The following is a 19,342-nucleotide window of genomic DNA, read 5'->3' as shown; positions in this document are numbered from 1 at the left end:
ATGAGGTTGTATATCCCACCGACTAGCTGGTGACGCCCTTGAGCTCCTCGCCCAATGCGGCAGCTTCCTCCGGGGTCAGTTCGACGACCAAACGGCCACCGCCCTCCAAGGGAACCCGCATGACGATTCCTCGTCCCTCTTTGGTTGCTTCGAGGGGACCGTCTCCGGTCCGGGGCTTCATGGCCGCCATCCTCTGCTCCCTCCAGATCTGCGCTGCCTGCGTGCGCCTCGACTGACAATTCTCCCCGACCGAAACCGAGGCTTGTGCGCTCCATTCTTCCCTATCGACGTGCGGACCGGGAACCTGAGTCGGAATAAAGTTGAACATTTGACTTACAGGCACCCTGTGTGAGCCCTTTTCGAGCCATGGCCTGCAACGATGCGGGCGCGAGACACCGTCAGTCGGCGCTCCGAGAGTCTCGAGTAGCGGCCCCCTCCAGATACGCGACTTTCTCACGGAGAGAATCGATCTCACCCCCGAGACGATCGAGCGCCCAATCCACCTCGCTCGCCTTGTAACCGCGCAGCGTCTGTTGGAACCGCAACTCCCGCACGTCGTTCCCGGTCACCCCGGTGACGGGAAGAGCCGTGAAAGTGGTGCCGGGCGGGATCGGCGCGAGCTCCTCGGACCGACCGAACACGGCGCTGGCCACGAAGAACAGCACCGCACCGACGAAGACCATGACGAGGAGATACAACAGAGCCGTCAACATCACTCGATCCTGTCACGCCGACTCCACGGACCGCGCTCACAGGGCGGCCTTGCTACCGAACAGCCGCTATCGAACAATCGTGTTCATCGGCGGCCGGTCCGTCAGATCCACAGCTGTCGTGGACGGCACGAACGAATCACCGTCGACGAGAAACTGAGTGAGTCCCGCGCCCGAATCCTCCACGCCACAGCGCCGCATCATCGTTCCGATGATCTGCCTGCTCATCACGCCGAGCTCGGACAACGGCCGATTCCGGTGCTTGCGCACGCCCAGATTGACCTGAGCGATCGCGCCGAGCCCCAGCCGGTCGTAGGTGTCGAGCAGCAGCCCGATCTCGACCCCGTACCCGGGAGCGAACGGCACCGCGGACAGCAGCTCACGAGTGCCGGCGTACTCGCCACCCAACGGCTGCAGAATTCGCGCCAGTTCGGGCCGTAGCGACGCCAACATCGGCCGCGCGACGAGTTCGGTCACGCGGCCTCCCCCATTGGCATCCTCCGTGCCGCTCACTCGCAGTGGTCTGCGGTAGTACCCCTTCACTAGATGAACGCCGTCACCGGTGAGCAATGGCCCCAGAAGCTTCGGCACGAACGCAGGATCTGGGTTCACGAGGTCGGAGTCCACGAAGGCGATGAGATCGCCCGTACTCGCGGCGATCGAACGCCAGAGCACCTCACCTTTGCCCGAGACCGGCGCGACACTCGGCACGGCCTCTTCCCTGCTGACCACCGTGGCACCCGCAGCCCGCGCACGCTCCGCGGTGAGGTCCTGCGAACCCGAGTCGAGCACGATCAGTTCGTCGACGAGGCCACCCAACAGCGGGTGAATGGTGTCCACCACCGCACCGACCGTCTGCTCCTCGTCGAGTGCCGGGAGAACCACCGACACCGTTCGGCCGGCCTTCGCCCGCTCGAGCTCGGCGATGCTCCACGACGGCTGATCCCAGGTATTGGCGTCCTCCCACAACTCGGACGCCACCTGCGGGGCACTCACGTCAGCCCCCGCACGGTACGAGCCGGAGCACGAAGACCTTGAATTGCCGCCACCATCTCGACCACACGCCTGGTCGACGCCACCTCGTGAACACGGAACATCCGGGCGCCTTCTGCTGCGGCCATCGCTGTCGCTGCCAATGTTCCCTCCAACCGCTCGTCGAGTCCTACACCAAGAGTCTCCCCTATGAAATCCTTGTTGCTCAGCGCCATCAGCACTGGCCATCCGGTATTTACAAGATCGTCCACTCGACGCAACAACTCGAGCCCGTGGAAGGTGTTCTTGCCGAAATCGTGGGTCGGATCGATCAGAATCGAGTCCTTCGGCACTCCTGTTCGCGCCGCATTCTCCGCCGCGGCCACCACGTCACGACGCACGTCCTCGACGACATCGGTGTAGCGCACCCGAAACGGGCGGGTGCGCGGAACCGCGCCGCCCGTATGCGAACAGACGATGCCCGCACCCACTTCCGCGGCAACCTCGACGAGACTGGGGTCCGCGCCCGCCCACGTGTCGTTCACGAGATCGGCGCCCTCGGCGCACGCGAGACGGGCAACCTCACCGCGCCAGGTGTCGATACTGATCAGCAGGTCCGGAAATCGCCCCCGGATCGCAGCGACGAACGGCACGACCCGTCGAATCTCCTCGTTCGCGTCCACGAGCTCGCCCGGCCCGGCCTTCACTCCCCCGATGTCGACGACATCGGCGCCCTCCCCCACGGCCCGCTCCACCGCTGCCATCGCCGCGTCGTCGGAGAACGTCGCGCCGCGGTCGTAGAAAGAGTCGGGGGTGCGGTTGACGATGGCCATGACCAGCGCCCGGTCCACTGCGACCGGGCGCCCGCACAGCGTCGGCGACGGAGAAGCCGGTGACGGAGAATCAGGGGGCACGCGCATGGTCCCAATATTGGCACGCCCCGCCCGAACGCCCGTCGGCCCCGAGGGGGCAGCACCCATCGGCCGCGAGGAAGTACAGTCCGCTAGCCGCGAGGCAGGGCCCCCGCTGCGACCTCCTCGACGTACCCGTCGTACGACTCACGGAAGCCGGATTCGCGCCCGGCAAGCACGTGCAGCCGGCTCGAATCCTCGACGCCGTAGCCCTCCTTGCGGAGTTCGACCTTGCGACTCTTGAACGTGGACGTCTGCTCCAAGGAATCCACGACCCGCACGAAGAGCGGCACGGCGTAGACCGGAAGCCTCGAGTACAGGAACTCGGCGACGTCCTTTCCGTCGAAGGACTGGCCCTCGTGCAGGGTGATCGCGGCCATGCCGGCGCGACCGTCGGTGCCCGGAATCTCCACTCCGTAGACCACTGCCTGCTCCACCGCGGGGTGGGCGCCGAGCGCACCTTCCACCTCGGTGGTCGCCACGTTCTCACCCTTCCAGCGGAACGTGTCGCCGAGGCGGTCCACGAACGCGACGTGGCCGAGGCCCTGTCGACGGACGAGGTCGCCCGTGTCGAACCAGCAGTCACCTTCGTCGAAGCCGTCGCGGATGAGCTTCTTGTTCGTGGCGGACTCGTCGGTGTAGCCGTCGAACGGGGCGCGGTCGGTGACCTTGGACAGCAGTAGTCCGACCTCGCCGGTGCCCACCTTCCGCAGACGGCCGTCGGAGGCAGGCTTGGCCTGACCCGTGTCCTCGTCGAACTCGACGACCGCGTGCGGAAGTGGGCAGATGCCCGCGGTCTTGTCGAAGTTCAATGCGTTGATGAACGCGATGTTGCACTCGCTGGCGCCGTAGAACTCCGCGACCCGGTCGATGCCGAAACGCTCCTTGAACTCGGTCCAGATCTCCGGTCGCAGGCCGTTTCCGACCATCAATCGCACCGAGTTGTTCGAATCCGACGCCTTCTCCGGTTGATTGATCAGGTACCGGCACAGCTCACCGATGTAGGTGAACGCCGTCGCGTCGTTGCGTTCGACGTCCGACCAGAACTTGGACGCCGAGAACTGCCGTCCGACGGCGAGAGTCGCGCCCGAGGAAAGGACCGAAGACAGCGACACCGTCAGTGCGTTGTTGTGATAGAGCGGCAGGCAGCAGTACAGGGTGTCGTCGGGGCGCAGGCGCACGCCGAGACTCCCCAGTCCGGACATGCTCTTGAGCCACCGGAAATGGCTCATCAGGCTCGCCTTGGGCATACCCGTCGTACCCGAGGTGAAGATGTAGAACGCCTTCTCCTTGGCCTGGATCTGCGCGCACACCGCCGGGTCCGAAGAATCCGACTTCTCGGCCGAACGCTCGAGATCGGCGAGGGGTACCACCGCGGTCGCGGGCTTCTCGTCGAGCGAATCGAGCGCCTCGCTGCACGCCTCGGTCACGACGAGCGCCTTGCCCTCGAGGAGCGAGATGCTGTGCGCGAGCACCTCACCGCGCTGGTTGTAGTTGAGCATGCCCGCGGTGGCGCCCAACTTCACCGTGGCAAGCGCCACCAGGAGTGTTTCAGGGGTGTTCTTGCCCAGGATTCCGACGACGTCGCCGCGAACCACACCGAGGTCCTCGAGCGCGTGCGCGTAACGGTTGACTCGCTCGTTCGCCTCTTCGTAGGTGATCGAGTCACCCTCGAAGCGAATGAAGGGCCGCTTCGGGTTCGCCTTGGCAGCCTTCTGGAAGACCAACCCGATCGACTCGCGAGCATCCGGCTTCCGGATCAGACCTTTGACTCCACGAGCCATGATCGGCAGATCCGGAATCACGGCCGGAATCTGGCGAACGAAATCCAGAATCCCGATCGTCGACGGTGCTTCAGAGCGCATAGTTTCCCCTAGAAACGCGAGTATGAGTCACGTCACCTTACTGCAAAGTAACATTGCGCGTCATCACGGTCGGCCGCGTGACTCAGCGCACACATGCGTCCAGCGCAGTGGTGACATCTTCCGTGGAGACGAGCCTTTCGAGTGCTGTACGGCCCACGAAGCCGCCGTCCTCGAGTCCGGTCAGCCACGTCATCAGGCCGTCGTAGTGCCCGAACGGATCGAGCAGAACCACCGGCTTGTCGTGCATTCCCAAGTATCCGGCGGTCCACGTCTCGAACAGTTCCTCGAGAGTGCCGATGCCGCCGGGCAGCGTGATGAAGGCATCCGCTCGGTCCTCCATGATCTGCTTGCGCTGGCGCATGGTGTCGGTGACGACGAGTTCGTCCGCATCGACATCGGCAACCTCCCGATGCACCAGGGCCTTCGGTATGACTCCCACGGTGTTTCCGCCCGCGTCACGTGCGGACTCGGCCACCGCGCCCATCATCGAGACGTTGCCGCCGCCGGACACCAATTGCCATCCGCGCTTGCCGATCTCGGTACCCAGTGCACGAGCCAGTTCCAGGTATTGCTCGGCGACGGGCCCCGATGCGCAGTACACGCACACCGAGAACTTCGCAGGCGTCACCACAGGTCTTCGGTTCCGGTGAGCGCGGCCTCGTCGATACCGGTCTGAGAATCCACGACGATTCCGACGGCCTCCTCGACACTGTCCGTGACGTACAGCAGGTCGAGGTCACCTTCGGAGATCTTTCCGCTGCGCTCGAGCGAACTCCTGAGCCAGTCGACGAGACCCGACCAGTACTCGGTCCCCAGAAGCACGATCGGAAAACGAGTCACCTTCTTGGTCTGCACCAAGGTCAGCGCCTCGAACAGCTCGTCGAGCGTCCCGTAGCCGCCGGGCAGGCAGACGAACGCCTGGGAGTACTTCACGAACATCGTCTTGCGAGCGAAGAAATACCGGAAGTTGATACCGAGGTCGACCCAGTCGTTGAGCCCCTGTTCGAACGGCAACTCGATACCGAGCCCGATCGAGAATCCGCCGGCCTCGCACGCGCCACGATTTGCCGCTTCCATGACGCCCGGACCGCCGCCGGTGATCACGGCGAATCCGGCCTCGGCGAGCCCCGCACCGAGCGCACGGCCCGCCTCGTATTCCGGATGGTCGACCGGAGTGCGAGCCGATCCGAATACCGTGACCGCCCGCGGCACCTCGGCGAGCGCCCCGAAGCCCTCGACGAACTCGCTCTGAATGCGCAGCACACGCCACGGGTCGGTATGCACCCAGTCGGTCGGCCCACGCTCGTCGAGGAGGCGTTCGTCCGTGGTCGTTCCGTCGTCCACCCGATCGCGCCGGAGCTGAATCGGGCCGCGGAACTTCACCGACGAGGATTGACGACCCTGCGGTCCGCCGCTGTTCTTCTGTGGTGCCATGCGGTCAGGCTAGCGAGTCAGGTAGCGGCGGAGCACGGCAGACACGTCGGTGATCTGCTGAACGGGTACGTGCTCGTCACGCTTGTGTGCGAGGTTCGGGTCGCCCGGACCGTAGTTGACGGCGGGGATACCCAGCGCGGAGAAGCGGGAGACGTCCGTCCAGCCGTACTTCGCGCGGACTTCTCCGCCGGCCGCCTCGATAAGCGCGGCGGCAGAGGGGTCCGACAGTCCGGGCAGCGCCCCGGGCGACGAGTCGGTGATCTCGAACCCGAGATCGATGCCGTCGAACACCTCACGGACGTGCGCGATGGCCTCGTCCACACTGCGATCCGGCGCGAATCGGAAGTTCACGTCCATCACCGCTTCGTCCGGAACGACATTTCCGGCCACGCCGCCCTCGATCCGCACCGCGGAGAGGCCCTCGCGGTATTCGCATCCGTCGATGTCGACCTTCCGCGCACGATATGCGGCAAGCCGTTCGAGAACTGGAGCGAAACGATGGATCGCGTTGTCGCCGAGCCACGAACGCGCCGAGTGCGCACGGGTGCCCGCCGTGGTCAGGCGCGCCCGCAACGTGCCCTGGCAGCCCGCTTCGATCAGTGCCCCCGTCGGCTCCCCCAGGATCGCGACGTCGGCCTGCAACCAATCCGGGATTTCGCGCTCGATCCTGCCCAGCCCGTTGTGGACGGCGGCGATCTCCTCGCAGTCGTAGAACACCAGAGTCAGATCGTGAGCAGGGTCGGCGATGGTCGCAGCCAGGTGCAGGAACACCGCGTCGCCCGACTTCATGTCGACCGTTCCGCACCCGTGCAGAATGTCCCCTTCGCGCCGCGAGGGCACGTTGTCGGCGATCGGAACGGTGTCGAGATGCCCCGCCAGCATGACCCGGCTCGGCAGACCCCGATCGGTGCGAGCCAGCACCGCATTGCCGTTACGGATCACCTCGAATCCCGAGGTCTGCTCGCGCAGGGCGGCCTCCACCGCTGCTGCGATGGCGGATTCGTCGTGCGACACACTCGGAATGTCCACCAGCGCGGCGGTCAGGTCTATCGGGTCGGCACGAAGATCGAGGCTGCTCACGCTGACCACACTAGTGGGACGCGCCGAAGCGTTCAGCTGTCGAACCCACCGGGGATCTCGTAGACGGCACCGTCGAATCCCGCGCGGAACAGGCGGCCGTGCGAGAACCCCGAATCACCCTTTCCGTAGGCGAGGACGCTCGACAGCGGCAACCCCGACGCCAGGGTGCAATGCTGTCCAGGACCGTCCACGCGCCAGATCTCGCCGAGTGCGTTGGCCGGAACGACCGGCCGGTCCTGCGAGTCGAGAACCAGGCCGTCCGGTGCGGCGACCAGGTCCGCCCCACCGAGTCCCAACCACTTCTCGGGCGCCGCGGGATTTGCGATCGGGATACGGGTGACACCCGGGTCCGCGAAGGTCTGAGCGACGAACAGGTACTTGCCGTCCGAAGTGACAGCAGCACCGTTGGCGCTGGGCACCGACGCCCAATCGGACTGCACCGAGCCGTCCGGCGAGATACGGCCGATGTTCGACGCGAAGTCGTTGGTCGCATACGTGACACCGTCCGGTCCGACATCCAGACCGTTCGCCGCGCTGAGCCCGGATGCGAACGGCGTGACCGCGCCGGTCGCCACGTTCACCTTCGCCACCGAACCCGGCCGTGCAGTGTCTCCGACGACGACGCTCGGACTCCCCGATCCGTACCCGACCAACAGACTTCCGTCGGACGCCCAGGCGAGCCCACCCGCGCCCGCGCCGCCCGGCGCCGTGGCCATCGGGACCGCAGGCGCCCCGGGTGCGTCGAAGCGGAAGATCCGGCCGCTGATCGCGTCGGTCGTGTAGAGCCGACCGTCCCCGTCCACGATGGCCCCCTCCAACGCGGCGCCCGGCACCGAACCCACCAGCACCGGGGGTTGCCCTGCGCCGGGACACACCGGAGCCGCAGCCGCCGTCGGCGCACCGGCCACACTCACCACGGCGCCGGCCAGAAGAGTCGAGGCCAACACGAATGCTCGGACAGATTTGCCGCAGGTCCGGTTCGAAGTCATCGGACCATCCTGCCTCTGCGCACCAGCGCACGGACGGTTTCCACTGATTCACCGACCGGTCCGGTCTGGTGGAGCAACGAGCAAGTAATCTCTATACCCGTGAGCACACAGGGAGCATCAGCAGTAGGCATCGCCAACGTGACCGCGGACGGGACCGTTCTCGACACCTGGTTCCCCGAGCCGGCGCTCGGCACCTTCGACAAAGCGGGCACCGTGAACCTCGAGGGCGCGGACATCCCCTCGGAACTTGCGTTGCTCGCGGGCAACGACGAGGCGCGTGAGGTCTCGCAGGTCGTCGTGCGGACCACAATCGCGGATCTGTCGAAGGCGCCTGTAGACACCTATGACGCCTACCTCCGCCTCCACCTTCTCTCCCACCGTCTCGTGGCACCGCACGGATTGAGCCTCGACGGGCTCTTCGGCGTGCTCAGCAACGTCGTGTGGACCAACTTCGGCCCGTGCGCCGTCGACGGCTTCGAGAAGGTCCGTTCACGCCTGCGCATCCGCGGCCCCGTCACCGTGTTCGGCATCGACAAGTTCCCCCGCATGGTCGACTACGTCGTGCCGTCGGGTGTCCGTGTTGCGGACGCCGACCGAGTTCGCCTCGGCGCCCACCTGGCCAGCGGCACCACCGTGATGCACGAGGGCTTCGTCAACTTCAATGCGGGCACGCTCGGAAACTCCATGGTCGAAGGACGCATCTCGGCCGGGGTCGTCGTCGACGACGGCTCCGATGTCGGCGGCGGCGCCTCGATCATGGGAACGCTCTCCGGCGGCGGCAAGGAGACCATCGAGGTCGGCAAGCGCTGCCTGCTCGGCGCCAACGCCGGCGTGGGCATCTCGCTCGGCGACGACTGCGTTGTCGAGGCGGGGCTCTACGTCACCGCCGGCACCAAGGTCACCGGCCCCGACGGAACCGTCGTCAAGGCCAAGGACCTCAGTGGTCGATCCAACCTGCTGCTGCGCCGCAACTCGGTGTCCGGTGCCGTCGAGGTCGTGCCGACCAAGGGCACCGGCGTCGAACTCAACGCCGCTCTCCACGCGAACGACTGACCGGTGAGCGAGGTTCGGCAGGACACCACTGCAACTCCGGGTGATCGCGAAACCCTCGGGCACGGGCTCAAGGTCCGCCACCTGACGATGATGGGCCTCGGCTCCGCGATCGGAGCCGGACTGTTCCTCGGAACCGGTGTGGGCATCGCGAAAGCCGGTCCTGCCGTCCTCGTTTCCTACGTGATCGCCGGCGCCATCGTCGTGTGCGTCATGCGCATGCTCGGCGAGATGGGCGCCGCGATTCCGGCCAGCGGTTCGTTCTCCCACTACGCACGAATCGGCATCGGCGAATGGGCCGGCTTCGTCATGGGCTGGCTTTACTGGTTCATGTTGATCATGGTGCTCGGCGCCGAGATCACCGGCGCCTCCCGCATCGTGAGCGGCTGGGTTCCGTCGATTCCACAGTGGGTCGTGGCTCTCGCGTTCGTCGTGTTCTTCGCGGTGATCAACCTTGCCAAGGTCAGCAACTTCGGCGAGTTCGAATTCTGGTTCGCCGCCGTCAAGGTCACTGTGATCGTCGCGTTCCTGGTGATCGGCGTGCTTCTCGTATTCGGATTGCTGCCCGACACCGACCCGGTGGGAACGGCCAACCTCTTCGGCCACGGCGGCTTCCTGCCGCAGGGCTTCGCCGGCGTGGCCGCCGGTCTGCTGGTAGTGGCATTCGCCTTCGGCGGCATCGAGATCGTCACCATCGCCGCGGCGGAGTCGGAAGACCCCGAGCACTCCATCGCCACCGCCGTACGCAGCGTGGTGTGGCGCATCAGCCTTTTCTACATCGGCGCCATTGCAGTCATGGTTCTCGTCGTTCCCTGGGATTCGCCGGCCCTGACCGGCCCCGAGGGCCCGTTCGTGGCGGTCCTCGATCAGGCGAACATCCCCTACGTATCCGGCTTCATGCAGCTGGTGGTCGTCGTAGCGCTGCTGTCCGCATTCAATGCCAACATCTACGGCACCTCGCGCATGGCCTTCTCCTTGGCCCGACGCGGGGACGGGCCGGCGCTCATGTCACGGCTCTCCGGTTCCGGAGTTCCGGTCAACGCCGTCCTGCTCTCGGTGTTCTTCGGGTTCGTGAGTGTGCTCCTGAACTGGTGGCTTCCCGACGACCTTCTCGGCATCCTTCTCAACGCGGTGGGTGCCGCCCTTCTCGTCATCTGGATCTTCATCGTCGTCGCTCATCTGCGTCTGCGTCCAAGACTCGAACGCGAAGGTCGCCTTTCCGTCCGGATGTGGCTGTTCCCCTACCTCAGCTACGCCACGCTCGCGATGCTCGGCGGATTCGTCGTGCTGATGTTGTTCGACGCCGACGCTCGGACACAGTTGATCTCGACCGCCGTTCTCTTTGCGATCATCACGGCCCTGGCGGTCGTGAACTCGCGACTTCGCTCGCGGCGGAAGACCAACGCCTGAGACCGACGACTTGTGAGTCCGACCAATCGTTCGGACGACAACTCTGCGAGCTCACCCAACAAACTGCGTCTGGCCTGTTTCGGTGCGGGTCGTGAACTTACTGTCGAGTAGGTTCATGTTCCCCACATCGATCGGAGTGCCGTGCCGAGACCTCTCAGTCAGGTGCAGATCCTGCGCGCCCTCCAGCCCAGGATCCAGCAGAATCTCGCTTGTCACCTGTCGGCAACGACCGAGTGGCATCCCCGAGACCACAGGCCCGCCGCGGCAAGCACACCACTGCCCACGGCCGCTCGATCGGCCATGATCGTCTCGCTGCTGACGACCCCGACTCCGCCTGCCTATCACGCCAGGGTCGGGAACGGCCTCGCGAAAGACCCGTGGACCACCTGGCTCGACCGCTGGGCCGAAGAGAAGAATCGGCACACAGCCTTCCTGCACGAACAACTCGTGGCGTTCGGTGGGGTCGATCCGGCAGCGCTCGAACGCGTGCGCGCCAGCACCACTCCGGTAGGTATCGACTCCTCGCTCGAAGGCGCCAATCTTCTGCACTGGGCCGCGCACGTGACGCTCCAGGAAGCGGCCGCCGCGCTCTCGCACCGCAACACAGCCGCGATGTGCGGGCGCACACCGGTACAGCAGGGTCTCACTCGAATCGCAGCAGACGACGATCTACACATGCGCTTCTACCTCGACCTGTGCGCCGGCGCCTTCGATCTCGCGCCCGATCAGACCATCAAAGCCGTCGCCGACGTCGTCATGAACTTTCAGATGCCGGGATCGACGACCTCGAGCATCCGGCACCACACGGCACTCGTCCGTGCGCACCGCATCTACGACCGCCGACGCCACGTCGAGGAGGTCATCCGTCCGGTGTTGCGACACTGGAACATATTCGAACGCAACGACTTCACTGCCATCGGCGAACGAGTACGCGACCGCATCCTCGCCTTCGTCGACACTCTGGACACTTATCGGACCACCGGCCCGGTCCTGGTCGGCTGAGCCTGTCTCAGGTCGGCTCGGCCGACGTCACCTCGCGCGATCCGCAAGAGCGTTGACGAACACATTCGCGATGTCTGCCGGATTCTTCGCGATATAGCTCGACCCACCTGTGGCAAGCGAAATCTCGGCCAGTGTCTGCGAATCGGCGTCGTCGGTGATTCCGATGGTGACGATGATGACCGGTCGAGCCGGATCCTGCTCTTCGACGAGAGTATCTATCAGTTGTTCTTTGCCGATCGAATCCGGATCCTCGTTCGAGCCGTCGGTGAGGACGATGACGCTGTTCACTGCGCGTGGATCGTAGGTCGCTTGAACGTTGCGGAAGGCGGCCAGCGTGGTGTCGTAAAGGCCGGTACCCCCGCCGACGAGCTTGTCGACCTCATTGGCCTGGTCGGCCATCACCTGACGCTGAGTGCGCCCGTCCACATCCGTGTCGTATCGACGAACAGGCACCATCTCCACGTAGTCCCGCCCCTCCCCGCCGAGTCCCTGGGAGAAGGCCCACAGCCCCGCGGACACACTGTCCGGGAACATCGCGTTACCAGCCAAGGCAGCCTGCACCGTCAACTGCATACGCGTCTCGGCTCCTGCCGGCACCGCCATCGAACCCGACACGTCGATGGCGACGAGCGTTCTGATGGGCTGTGCCATCAGCGCCCAGGCCCCCAGCGCCTCGTCGCCGATCGACTCGTCTTGCAGTTCCAGCTCGGTCACGTCGCCGACACCCGTGTCCAGCGGCCTTCCCCGGGCGTCACGGAACCCGTTGTCCGCGAAGGACGTGCGCGCGTCGTCACCGGCCAGCACGGCCGAGAGCTCGCGGGCCACGGACGTTGCCGTGTAGTGCCGTTTCGGCGCCGAAGCGGTGACGACCAGAGGAAAGTCCATGAAGGCGGTACCGGTCGCCGGAACCACGGCCTCGATTTCGCCCGGCACATCCGTATCGGTGGCAGTCGTGTCCAACCCCACGGTCTTCATTCCACTGTCTTCACGAGAGAACTCGAGCATCTCCTGCTCGGTCGCCACCGCGACACCGCCCTCGGCCGCCACACCTCGCAGCATGTCGATGCCCACCGGCTCGTCCTCGAGACGTTCGCTCTCCTCCTGCGCCAACGGCACCAGCGCGTTGCGGACCGTCCCTGCCACCACCGGGTCGGACTGCCCCTCGGCGAGCGCCGCGAAGACAGGTCCGCCCGCAGTGCCAGTAGTCAACGGGTTTCCGAGCTGAACATGCTCCATTCGCAATACGTCGAGCCAACTCGCAGGAGCGGGCAATTCGCCCGCACGGGATGCCAACACGATCGGAGTGGTCGCCACCGACCCGTCGACCACCTCGACTGGACCGGCAGCAGTGAGCCCCGCCTTCCGCACCCACGACCCCGAATCGGGAATCCACAGGTCCGGCGCGTCATCCGCCTTGCCGAGACTGCGCGAGACCTCCCCCTCGCTGACAGCACTGACAGCAAAGGTCGCGCAGCCCGTGCCGTCGGGGTCGGCGCCGTCGAGGATCTCCCGCAGCGCAGGGGCGATGGACGGCGAGGCAGCGAGGGTGTATTCCTCGGTGCCATCGCACTTTCGAGTCCACGATCGAACTGCCTCGACGACCACTGCGGTGGACACGACGAGGCCCACGACCACCACGGCGCACAGCGCGTAGAAACCCCAGGGGCGTCTGGAATCTTCGATACTCGAATGACGGCCACCGGCCACTGGGTCCCCCTAGATGTCAGGGCACATCATATCGAGGCGCCGCTCGGCGACACAGTCTCCGAACGTTGTGACTAACACCAGAATTGGCCGGTCAACCGAGCTACCGCTCGGTCACATAAGGTTCTTCTTCTGAACCTTTCCCATCGCATTGCGCGGCAACGACTCGACCACCCGAATCTCCCTCGGTCGCTTGTGGACCGACAGTTCGGCCGCCACGTGGTCGGCCAACACCTGTTCGGAAACGTCGTCCCCCACGACGAATGCCACAACTCGCTGTCCCAGGTCGGCATCCGGTAGGCCGACCACCGCTGCCTCGCGCACACTCGGATGCACCAGTAGTGCGTCCTCGACTTCGCCGGCGCCGATGCGGAAGCCGCCGGACTTGATCAGGTCGGTCGACGCCCGGCCGACGATCCGGTGAAATCCATCGGAGTCGACGACCGCGACGTCACCCGTCACGAACCACCCGTCGTCGGTCCACGACTGCGCGGTGGCCTCCGGCCGGTTCAGGTACCCGTCGAACAGGGTCGCCCCTCGAACCTGAAGATTGCCGATGCTCTCGCCGTCGTGTGGCACGTCCGCACCGGCGTCGTCACGCAGGCGGGTTTCGACACCGCGAACCGGCAACCCCACCCACCCTGGCCTGCGTTCACCGTCGAACCTGGTGCTGAGGGTGAGCATCGTTTCGCTCATTCCATAACGCTCGATCGGCTCGTGGCCGGTCAGTTCACGAAGTCGCTCGAACACCGAGACGGGCAACGGCGCACTCCCCGACACCAACAGACGTGCTCCGGACAGCGCCCGGGCCGACTCCTCGTCCTGTGCTACTCGTGACCAGACGGTGGGGACGCCGAAGTACAGCGATCCACGCGCTTCTGCGTACGCTGCCGGGCTGGGCTTTCCGGTATGAATCAGGCGGCTCCCGGTCCGGAGTGGACCGAGCACACCGAGGATCAGACCGTGCACGTGGAACAGCGGCAACCCGTGCACGACCGTGTCTCGGAACGTCCAGTTCCACGCCTCGGCGAGGCCGTCGATACCCGCAGCGATGGCACCCCGGCTGAGCAGAACTCCCTTCGGCGGCCCCGTCGTGCCCGACGTGTACAGAACGAACGCCGTGGCAGATGCGGGCGGCTCCGGATAGCTGTGCCAGGACCGCGCGTGCAACCGGACCGGCACCACCTGGAGTCCGGCTGTGTCGTCGTCGGTCTCGCCCAGCCATGCCTGGGCTCCCGAGTCTCGGAGGATGTGTTCGCGTTCGGCGCGGCCCGAGTCCGGCGGAACCGGAACCACCGCCACTCCCGCGATGAGGCAGCCGACGACGGCAAGAACCGTTTTCGCGGTCGGCGTTGCGAGAACTGCTACCCGGTCTGCCCGCGCGACCCGCTCCGCCACCGAGGTGGCAGCGCCGAGAATATCGCTGCGGGACAACGTGGTGCCCCCGATTCGGATGGCTTCGGAATCGTCGTCACCACGCGCGACGGCAAGAGGATTCAGTGAGGTCAGCAGCACTCGGACAGCTTCTCACAGCCCCGTTCTCACGCGTTCGGGAAAGGCACTCCGATCGAGGGGCGGCGACACCGTGGCCAGAGCAGCGCCGAGCATCGTGCCGGTCAGGACCGCCAGACCGTGGGCATCATCCAGGGCGACGAGACCGACACCGGACAGGACGACACCCGCCGCGAGCCACACTTCCCGTCGACTCGTGTGCGCAGCGACCACCATCCCGACCATCGACGCCGCGAGCCCCACCGTCGCAGCCGAGTTGCCCGCGCCTGTCGAGGGGAATACGAAGGCTGTGAACAGATCGAAGATCGCCTGCCCCAGGACGAAGAGCAATACCGCCCGCCACGCACCCCAGAAACGCACCGCCACCGGGGCCACGATGGCGAGGACGAACAGGTTCACTGCTGATCCGACGAGTCCCCCGTCCTGCACGGCCACCGAGGTGAGGATGCGCCACCACTGACCGTCCCGAATCAGCGCGGGATCACGCTCGAAGGCATCGAGCAACACCGGCAGCACGATCTGCAGCAAGGACGGCACCGCCACGATCGCCCAGATCCACACGGCTGCCCGCGGAATGTGCCCGTCCGCGGTCACGCGGGCGCGGCCCGCGGCCAACGCGAGCACCAGAACGACGACGAGCAGAGCCCATTCCGCCGGTCCAGCACCCGAAGTAACCACGGGGCAACTCTACCGCCGGACCGAAATGCGGCATTTCAGTCGTCCGTCACCACCGCGCGGAGAAAGAACCGCAGGTTCGACGGCCTTTCCGCCAGCCGTCGCATGAAGTAGCCGTACCACTTCTCGCCGTACGGCACGTAGACACGAACACTGCGACCCGCGCCCGCCAAGCGACGCTGCTCACCGTCGCGAATTCCGAACAGCATCTGATGCTCGTACTCGTCGCCGGTACGGTCGGCGCGCAGCGTGTCCACGGCCGCGATCATCGCCGGATCGTGGGACGCGACCATCGGATAGCCCTCCCCTTCGAACAGGATCTCGAGGCACCGCCGATACGACGCGTCCACGTCGTGCTTGTCTCGGAACGCCACCGACCCCGGTTCGTTGTACGCGCCCTTGCACAGGCGCACACGCGACCCACGTTCGCGGAGTTCGAGGCAATCCTGCTCGGTACGCCGCAGGTAGGCCTGCAACACCACCCCGAGCCACGGGAATTCGAGCCGCAGCGCCCGCGCGATCGCCAAGGTCGAATCCGTGGTCGTGTGGTCCTCCGCGTCCAACGTCACCCAGATGCCGGCTGCCTCCGCGGCAGCACAGAGAAGCCGGGCGTTCTCCGCAGCGACCACCTCGCCACCGGGACCGAGTCCGCGCCCCAGCGCCGACAGCTTCACCGAGACCTCCACGTCGTGCGTGCCGTGCGGCAGTTCATCGATCAGCTCGAGATATTCCTGCACGGTGGCCCGCGCCGTGGCGAGATCCGTGGTGTCCTCACCCAGAAAGTCGATCGACACCGCACGCCCCGATTCGAGCAGGCCCCCTGCAGCTGCGATGGCATCCGCCCTCTTCTCCCCCGACACGAATCTGTCGACGATCCGCCGAGTGATCGGAGCCTTCGTGATGGCGCGCTCGATACCCGGCGAACCCGCGGCCGCGAGGATTGCCGGCCGCAGCGGATTCGCGAACGTCGCGGGCACCCTCACCGCACTCACTCGCCCATGTGGGGGTAACGATGGTCGGTCGCCGGGACGAACGTCTCCTTGATCGTGCGGGCCGACACCCACCGCATCAGATTGAGGATCGAGCCGGCCTTGTCGTTGGTGCCCGACGCGCGGGCGCCGCCGAACGGCTGCTGGCCGACCACCGCACCGGTCGGCTTGTCGTTGACGTAGAAGTTGCCGGCGGTGTACCGAAGGGCACTGGTTGCCTGCGCCACCGCCCGACGGTCGTTCGCCACCACCGCACCGGTCAACGCATAGGGGGCGGCCGTGTCCACTGCCGTCAGGACCTCCTCGAATGCAGACGGGCCCGAATCGTCGTAGACGTGCACGGTGAGGATCGGGCCGAAATACTCCGTGGTCATCGACTCGTCCCGTGCGTCTTCCGAAAGCAGCACAGTGGGGCGCACGAAATACCCCACGCTGTCGTCGTACTTCCCACCCACCGCGATGTCGAGATCGGCCTTGCCACGAGCCCGCTCGATCGCGGCGACGCTCTTGTCGAATGCGCGTCGGTCGATGAGGGCGCCACCGAAATTGTCGAGATCGGTGATGTCTCCGTACGAGATGGCATCCACCTCGGCCAGAAACTCGTCGCGCATCCGGCGCCACAACGAGCGCGGCACGTACGCACGTGACGCCGCGGAACACTTCTGGCCCTGGTACTCGTATGCGCCACGGATCAACGCGGTCCGCAGGACCGTCTCGTCCGCAGAAACGTGAGCGACCACGAAGTCCTTCCCGCCGGTCTCCCCGACCAGTCGGGGGTAGCCGCGATACCCGCCGATGTTCGCGCCGACCTGCTGCCACAGATGCTGAAACGTCTTCGTGGAACCCGTGAAATGAATCCCGGCCAACCTGGGATCGGCAAGCGCCACGTCCGAGACCGGCTCGCCGTTGCCGGTCACCAGGTTGATCACCCCCGGCGGCAGCCCGGCCGCCTCGAGCAGCTTCATCGTCCAGTACGCCGCCACCGTCTGCGTGGGCGACGGCTTCCACACCACGGTGTTTCCCATCAACGCGGGCGCCGTCGGCAAGTTACCCGCGATGGCGCTGAAGTTGAACGGAGTAACCGCGTAGACGAAACCCTCCAACGGCCGATACTCGAGTCGGTTCCACACCCCGGGAGACGAAATCGGCTGGCTTGCCAGAATCTGACGAGCAAAATGAACATTGAATCGCCAGAAGTCGACCAGTTCGCACGGAGCGTCGATCTCGGCCTGCTGCACCGATTTGGACTGGCCCAACATCGTTGCGGCGGCAACGGTCTCGCGCCACGGCCTGGCCAACAGATCAGCTGCCCGCAGGATCACCGCAGCGCGGTCGTCGAACGACAGATCACGCCACGCCGGCGCCGCCGCGACCGCGGCCTCGACGGCAGCCGACGCATCGTCGTGAGTCGCATTGCGGAGGGTGCCGAGGACCGCAGAATGTCGGTGCGGCTGAACGACGTCCACCCTCTCGCCCTCGCCGGAACGGTGAACCCCGCCGATGACGTGCGGAATGTCCACCGAACCTGCGGCGATATCGGCGAGGGCCGATCGGAGTCTTGCCCGTTCGGGACTGTTCGGCGCATACGTGTGCACCGGCTCGTTGGTGGGCATCGGAACCTGAGTGATCGCGTCCATGGCGCCTACCTCCTGCTCCCAGGTTAGCTACGCTCGGCACATGTCGGCACGAAACCGAGTCACCCCTTTCTCGGACATCGTCGCCACCCCTCTACGTGGGTCGTTCATGGGAAATCGCGGGTGCCTGCACCGAGACCGTGAGGTCGTCCGACATCACTCCGGTAAGCGCTGGATCACCTGCGAAACGGACTTCCGAGATCGACGCGTGGAACAGTGGGCAGAGGGCCGCTACACGGTGCTGTTCTTCCACGACGAGGCGGTGGCCTTCGCCGCCGGACATCGGCCCTGCGCGGAATGCCGACGCCCGCGGTACAACGCGTACCGAGCTGCATGGGGCGGCGCTCCGCCCGCGGACGAAATGGATGCGCAACTGCACCGTGAACGACTCGGCGAGAGGCAGCGCGCCGACTGGGCTGCGTTGCCCTTCGGGACGTTCGTGTGTGTCGACGACGTGCCGATGCTGACGACCGACGAGAGCATCGTGCCGTGGTCGACGAACGGGTACGGCACTCCCCTGCCCCGACCTCGCACCGGGCAGGTGACATTACTGACACCGGCGTCCACCGTCGCAGTGCTGGCAGCGGGGTACGAACCGATCGTGGCTATCTGATCCGCTGTCTTGGAGTCAGCTGCTCACGTCTCGCGCGTCGACCTTCATCGAGTGGACGTCGAGATCGGTGCCCTCGAGACCGAAAGTGATCACGCGCTCCGGATGGACACGAATGGTGGCGGTGGCGTCGATCGCTTCTGCCCGGCCACGAATCTCGACGCACCGGACGCGCCACGGATCGGTCGAGGGCAGGTCGTCCACGACGAACGCCACTCTGCCGTTGTCGGCGACATTCTTGAACTTTCGACTCGCAGTCATGCTGTAGCCCTGGATGTCGATAGTGCCACTGTCGCTGTCCACGCTGAATCCGACTGGACTGACTTGCAGGGTTCCGTTCGGCTGAACAGTCGCGAGACGGCCGAGGTGCTGCGAGGACAGATAGTCGAGTTCTTGCTTCGAAAAGATCATGTCGCCAACGTAGAACCCGAATCGCACTCGAGGTCAAGAAGACATGACATGCCGATTGGCGCCGTCCGTGGTGCATGTGGGCGGCGCTGCTCGGTACTCGGGTGTGTCAGGCGGCGTCGGGTCCGGCCCGGCCTGCATGTGCCGACTCTGTGTGACGGGCGGGGCGGCGGTTCGACGGCAAGACCGGCCGACTGCCCGGCAGTCGCGGCGGCAGGAACCACGGATACCGATCAGCACCCATCACCACCTCCCATCCCGAGTGGTGAATCAGTCGGTGATGAAACCCGCACAACAACACCAAATTGTTCATATCCGTCCGGCCGTGATCGGCCCAATGCACGATGTGATGCCCTTCGCACCACGACGGTGGTGCCCCGCAATTCG

General features: G+C 65.7%; 20 protein-coding genes. 4 read left to right on the top strand and 16 right to left on the bottom strand.

Annotation, left to right across the window (positions count from 1 at the left end):
- Nucleotides 1-22 precede the first annotated feature (22 nt).
- The 9 genes from ACZI8R_RS20620 to ACZI8R_RS20580 all read right to left on the bottom strand — a co-directional run bounded on the left by ACZI8R_RS20620 (nt 23) and on the right by ACZI8R_RS20580 (nt 7,961).
- The gene (locus ACZI8R_RS20620) at nt 23-190 is read right to left on the bottom strand and encodes a DUF3117 domain-containing protein (protein ID WP_003936084.1); all 168 of its coding nucleotides are present in this window, start codon (nt 188-190) and stop codon (nt 23-25) included.
- Between the two features lie 208 nt (nt 191-398).
- Nucleotides 399-713 carry a DivIVA domain-containing protein gene (locus tag ACZI8R_RS20615; RefSeq protein WP_463381505.1) on the bottom strand — a complete coding sequence of 105 codons (315 nt, stop codon included), beginning with the start codon at nt 711-713 and terminating at the stop codon, nt 399-401.
- Nucleotides 714-779: 66 nt separating this feature from the next.
- Complete coding sequence (locus ACZI8R_RS20610) at nt 780-1,706, bottom strand: glucosyl-3-phosphoglycerate synthase (RefSeq protein ID WP_463381504.1); 927 nt, start codon at nt 1,704-1,706, stop codon at nt 780-782.
- On the bottom strand, nt 1,703-2,602 hold the full coding sequence (gene folP, locus ACZI8R_RS20605) for a dihydropteroate synthase (protein WP_463381503.1): 900 nt from the start codon (nt 2,600-2,602) through the stop codon (nt 1,703-1,705). The genes ACZI8R_RS20610 and folP overlap by 4 nt, the downstream gene beginning before the upstream one ends.
- An 83-nt stretch (nt 2,603-2,685) precedes the next feature.
- Nucleotides 2,686-4,458, bottom strand: a complete 1,773-nt coding sequence (locus tag ACZI8R_RS20600) for a long-chain-acyl-CoA synthetase (protein WP_463381502.1) — start codon at nt 4,456-4,458, stop codon at nt 2,686-2,688.
- 82 nt (nt 4,459-4,540) lie between these two features.
- Complete coding sequence (locus ACZI8R_RS20595) at nt 4,541-5,089, bottom strand: cytokinin riboside 5'-monophosphate phosphoribohydrolase (RefSeq protein ID WP_463381501.1); 549 nt, start codon at nt 5,087-5,089, stop codon at nt 4,541-4,543.
- A complete protein-coding gene (locus ACZI8R_RS20590; protein WP_463381500.1) occupies nt 5,083-5,892 on the bottom strand; it encodes an LOG family protein in 810 nt (269 codons plus the stop codon). The genes ACZI8R_RS20595 and ACZI8R_RS20590 overlap by 7 nt, the downstream gene beginning before the upstream one ends.
- Nucleotides 5,893-5,901: 9 nt before the next feature.
- Entirely contained in the window at nt 5,902-6,972 is a 1,071-nt protein-coding gene (dapE, locus tag ACZI8R_RS20585; protein WP_463381499.1) for a succinyl-diaminopimelate desuccinylase, read from the bottom strand.
- A gap of 32 nt (nt 6,973-7,004) precedes the next feature.
- Nucleotides 7,005-7,961: an SMP-30/gluconolactonase/LRE family protein gene (locus ACZI8R_RS20580; protein ID WP_463381498.1), complete on the bottom strand. Its 957-nt coding sequence runs from the start codon at nt 7,959-7,961 to the stop codon at nt 7,005-7,007.
- A gap of 99 nt (nt 7,962-8,060) precedes the next feature.
- Between ACZI8R_RS20580 and dapD the strand changes: the two genes are divergently transcribed.
- The 3 genes from dapD (at nt 8,061) to ACZI8R_RS20565 (ending at nt 11,423) form a co-directional block, all read left to right on the top strand.
- Nucleotides 8,061-9,014 (top strand): 2,3,4,5-tetrahydropyridine-2,6-dicarboxylate N-succinyltransferase, encoded by a 954-nt coding sequence (gene dapD / locus ACZI8R_RS20575; protein WP_463381497.1) that lies wholly within the window; start codon nt 8,061-8,063, stop codon nt 9,012-9,014.
- A gap of 87 nt (nt 9,015-9,101) precedes the next feature.
- Entirely contained in the window at nt 9,102-10,421 is a 1,320-nt protein-coding gene (locus ACZI8R_RS20570) for an amino acid permease (RefSeq protein ID WP_463381536.1), read from the top strand.
- Nucleotides 10,422-10,562: 141 nt separating this feature from the next.
- Entirely contained in the window at nt 10,563-11,423 is an 861-nt protein-coding gene (locus tag ACZI8R_RS20565) for an acyl-ACP desaturase (protein ID WP_463381496.1), read from the top strand.
- A gap of 27 nt (nt 11,424-11,450) precedes the next feature.
- Here ACZI8R_RS20565 and ACZI8R_RS20560 read toward each other — a convergent pair whose 3' ends face one another.
- The 5 genes from ACZI8R_RS20560 to pruA form a co-directional block, all read right to left on the bottom strand.
- Nucleotides 11,451-13,130, bottom strand: a complete 1,680-nt coding sequence (locus tag ACZI8R_RS20560; protein WP_463381495.1) for a substrate-binding domain-containing protein — start codon at nt 13,128-13,130, stop codon at nt 11,451-11,453.
- 111 nt (nt 13,131-13,241) lie between these two features.
- Nucleotides 13,242-14,642 carry an acyl-CoA synthetase gene (locus tag ACZI8R_RS20555; protein WP_463381494.1) on the bottom strand — a complete coding sequence of 467 codons (1,401 nt, stop codon included), beginning with the start codon at nt 14,640-14,642 and terminating at the stop codon, nt 13,242-13,244.
- A gap of 12 nt (nt 14,643-14,654) precedes the next feature.
- Nucleotides 14,655-15,317, bottom strand: coding sequence for a rhomboid family intramembrane serine protease (locus ACZI8R_RS20550; RefSeq protein WP_463381493.1), 663 nt, complete (start codon nt 15,315-15,317; stop codon nt 14,655-14,657).
- 35 nt (nt 15,318-15,352) lie between these two features.
- Complete coding sequence (locus ACZI8R_RS20545) at nt 15,353-16,297, bottom strand: proline dehydrogenase family protein (RefSeq protein WP_463381535.1); 945 nt, start codon at nt 16,295-16,297, stop codon at nt 15,353-15,355.
- Between the two features lie 5 nt (nt 16,298-16,302).
- The gene (pruA, locus tag ACZI8R_RS20540) at nt 16,303-17,940 is read right to left on the bottom strand and encodes an L-glutamate gamma-semialdehyde dehydrogenase (protein ID WP_463381492.1); all 1,638 of its coding nucleotides are present in this window, start codon (nt 17,938-17,940) and stop codon (nt 16,303-16,305) included.
- Between the two features lie 40 nt (nt 17,941-17,980).
- Here pruA and ACZI8R_RS20535 point away from each other — a divergent pair, with 40 nt between their 5' ends.
- Nucleotides 17,981-18,550, top strand: coding sequence for a hypothetical protein (locus tag ACZI8R_RS20535; RefSeq protein WP_463381491.1), 570 nt, complete (start codon nt 17,981-17,983; stop codon nt 18,548-18,550).
- A 15-nt stretch (nt 18,551-18,565) separates the two neighbouring features.
- Here ACZI8R_RS20535 and ACZI8R_RS20530 read toward each other — a convergent pair whose 3' ends face one another.
- Together ACZI8R_RS20530 and ACZI8R_RS20525 are read right to left on the bottom strand one after the other, a co-directional pair.
- Nucleotides 18,566-18,958, bottom strand: coding sequence for a PPOX class F420-dependent oxidoreductase (locus ACZI8R_RS20530; RefSeq protein ID WP_463381490.1), 393 nt, complete (start codon nt 18,956-18,958; stop codon nt 18,566-18,568).
- Between the two features lie 106 nt (nt 18,959-19,064).
- The coding region (locus ACZI8R_RS20525) for an HNH endonuclease signature motif containing protein (protein WP_463381489.1) at nt 19,065-19,342 on the bottom strand (278 nt) is incomplete at its 5' end.

The organism is Rhodococcus huquni, assembly GCF_055231055.1.
Note: the sequence above shows the minus strand (reverse complement) of the source record. Positions and strands in the feature narration are given on the sequence as shown.

Bases quoted from the DNA above. Each gene is read 5' to 3' on its own strand.
- ACZI8R_RS20620 (WP_003936084.1), bottom strand. From the start codon at position 190: ATGGCGGCCATGAAGCCCCGGACCGGAGACGGTCCCCTCGAAGCAACC.
- ACZI8R_RS20615 (WP_463381505.1), bottom strand. From the start codon at position 713: ATGTTGACGGCTCTGTTGTATCTCCTCGTCATGGTCTTCGTCGGTGCG.
- folP (WP_463381503.1), bottom strand. From the start codon at position 2,602: ATGCGCGTGCCCCCTGATTCTCCGTCACCGGCTTCTCCGTCGCCGACG.
- ACZI8R_RS20600 (WP_463381502.1), bottom strand. From the start codon at position 4,458: ATGCGCTCTGAAGCACCGTCGACGATCGGGATTCTGGATTTCGTTCGC.
- ACZI8R_RS20590 (WP_463381500.1), bottom strand. From the start codon at position 5,892: ATGGCACCACAGAAGAACAGCGGCGGACCGCAGGGTCGTCAATCCTCG.
- ACZI8R_RS20580 (WP_463381498.1), bottom strand. From the start codon at position 7,961: ATGACTTCGAACCGGACCTGCGGCAAATCTGTCCGAGCATTCGTGTTG.
- ACZI8R_RS20570 (WP_463381536.1), top strand. From the start codon at position 9,102: ATGATGGGCCTCGGCTCCGCGATCGGAGCCGGACTGTTCCTCGGAACC.
- pruA (WP_463381492.1), bottom strand. From the start codon at position 17,940: ATGGACGCGATCACTCAGGTTCCGATGCCCACCAACGAGCCGGTGCAC.
- ACZI8R_RS20535 (WP_463381491.1), top strand. From the start codon at position 17,981: ATGTCGGCACGAAACCGAGTCACCCCTTTCTCGGACATCGTCGCCACC.
- ACZI8R_RS20530 (WP_463381490.1), bottom strand. From the start codon at position 18,958: ATGATCTTTTCGAAGCAAGAACTCGACTATCTGTCCTCGCAGCACCTC.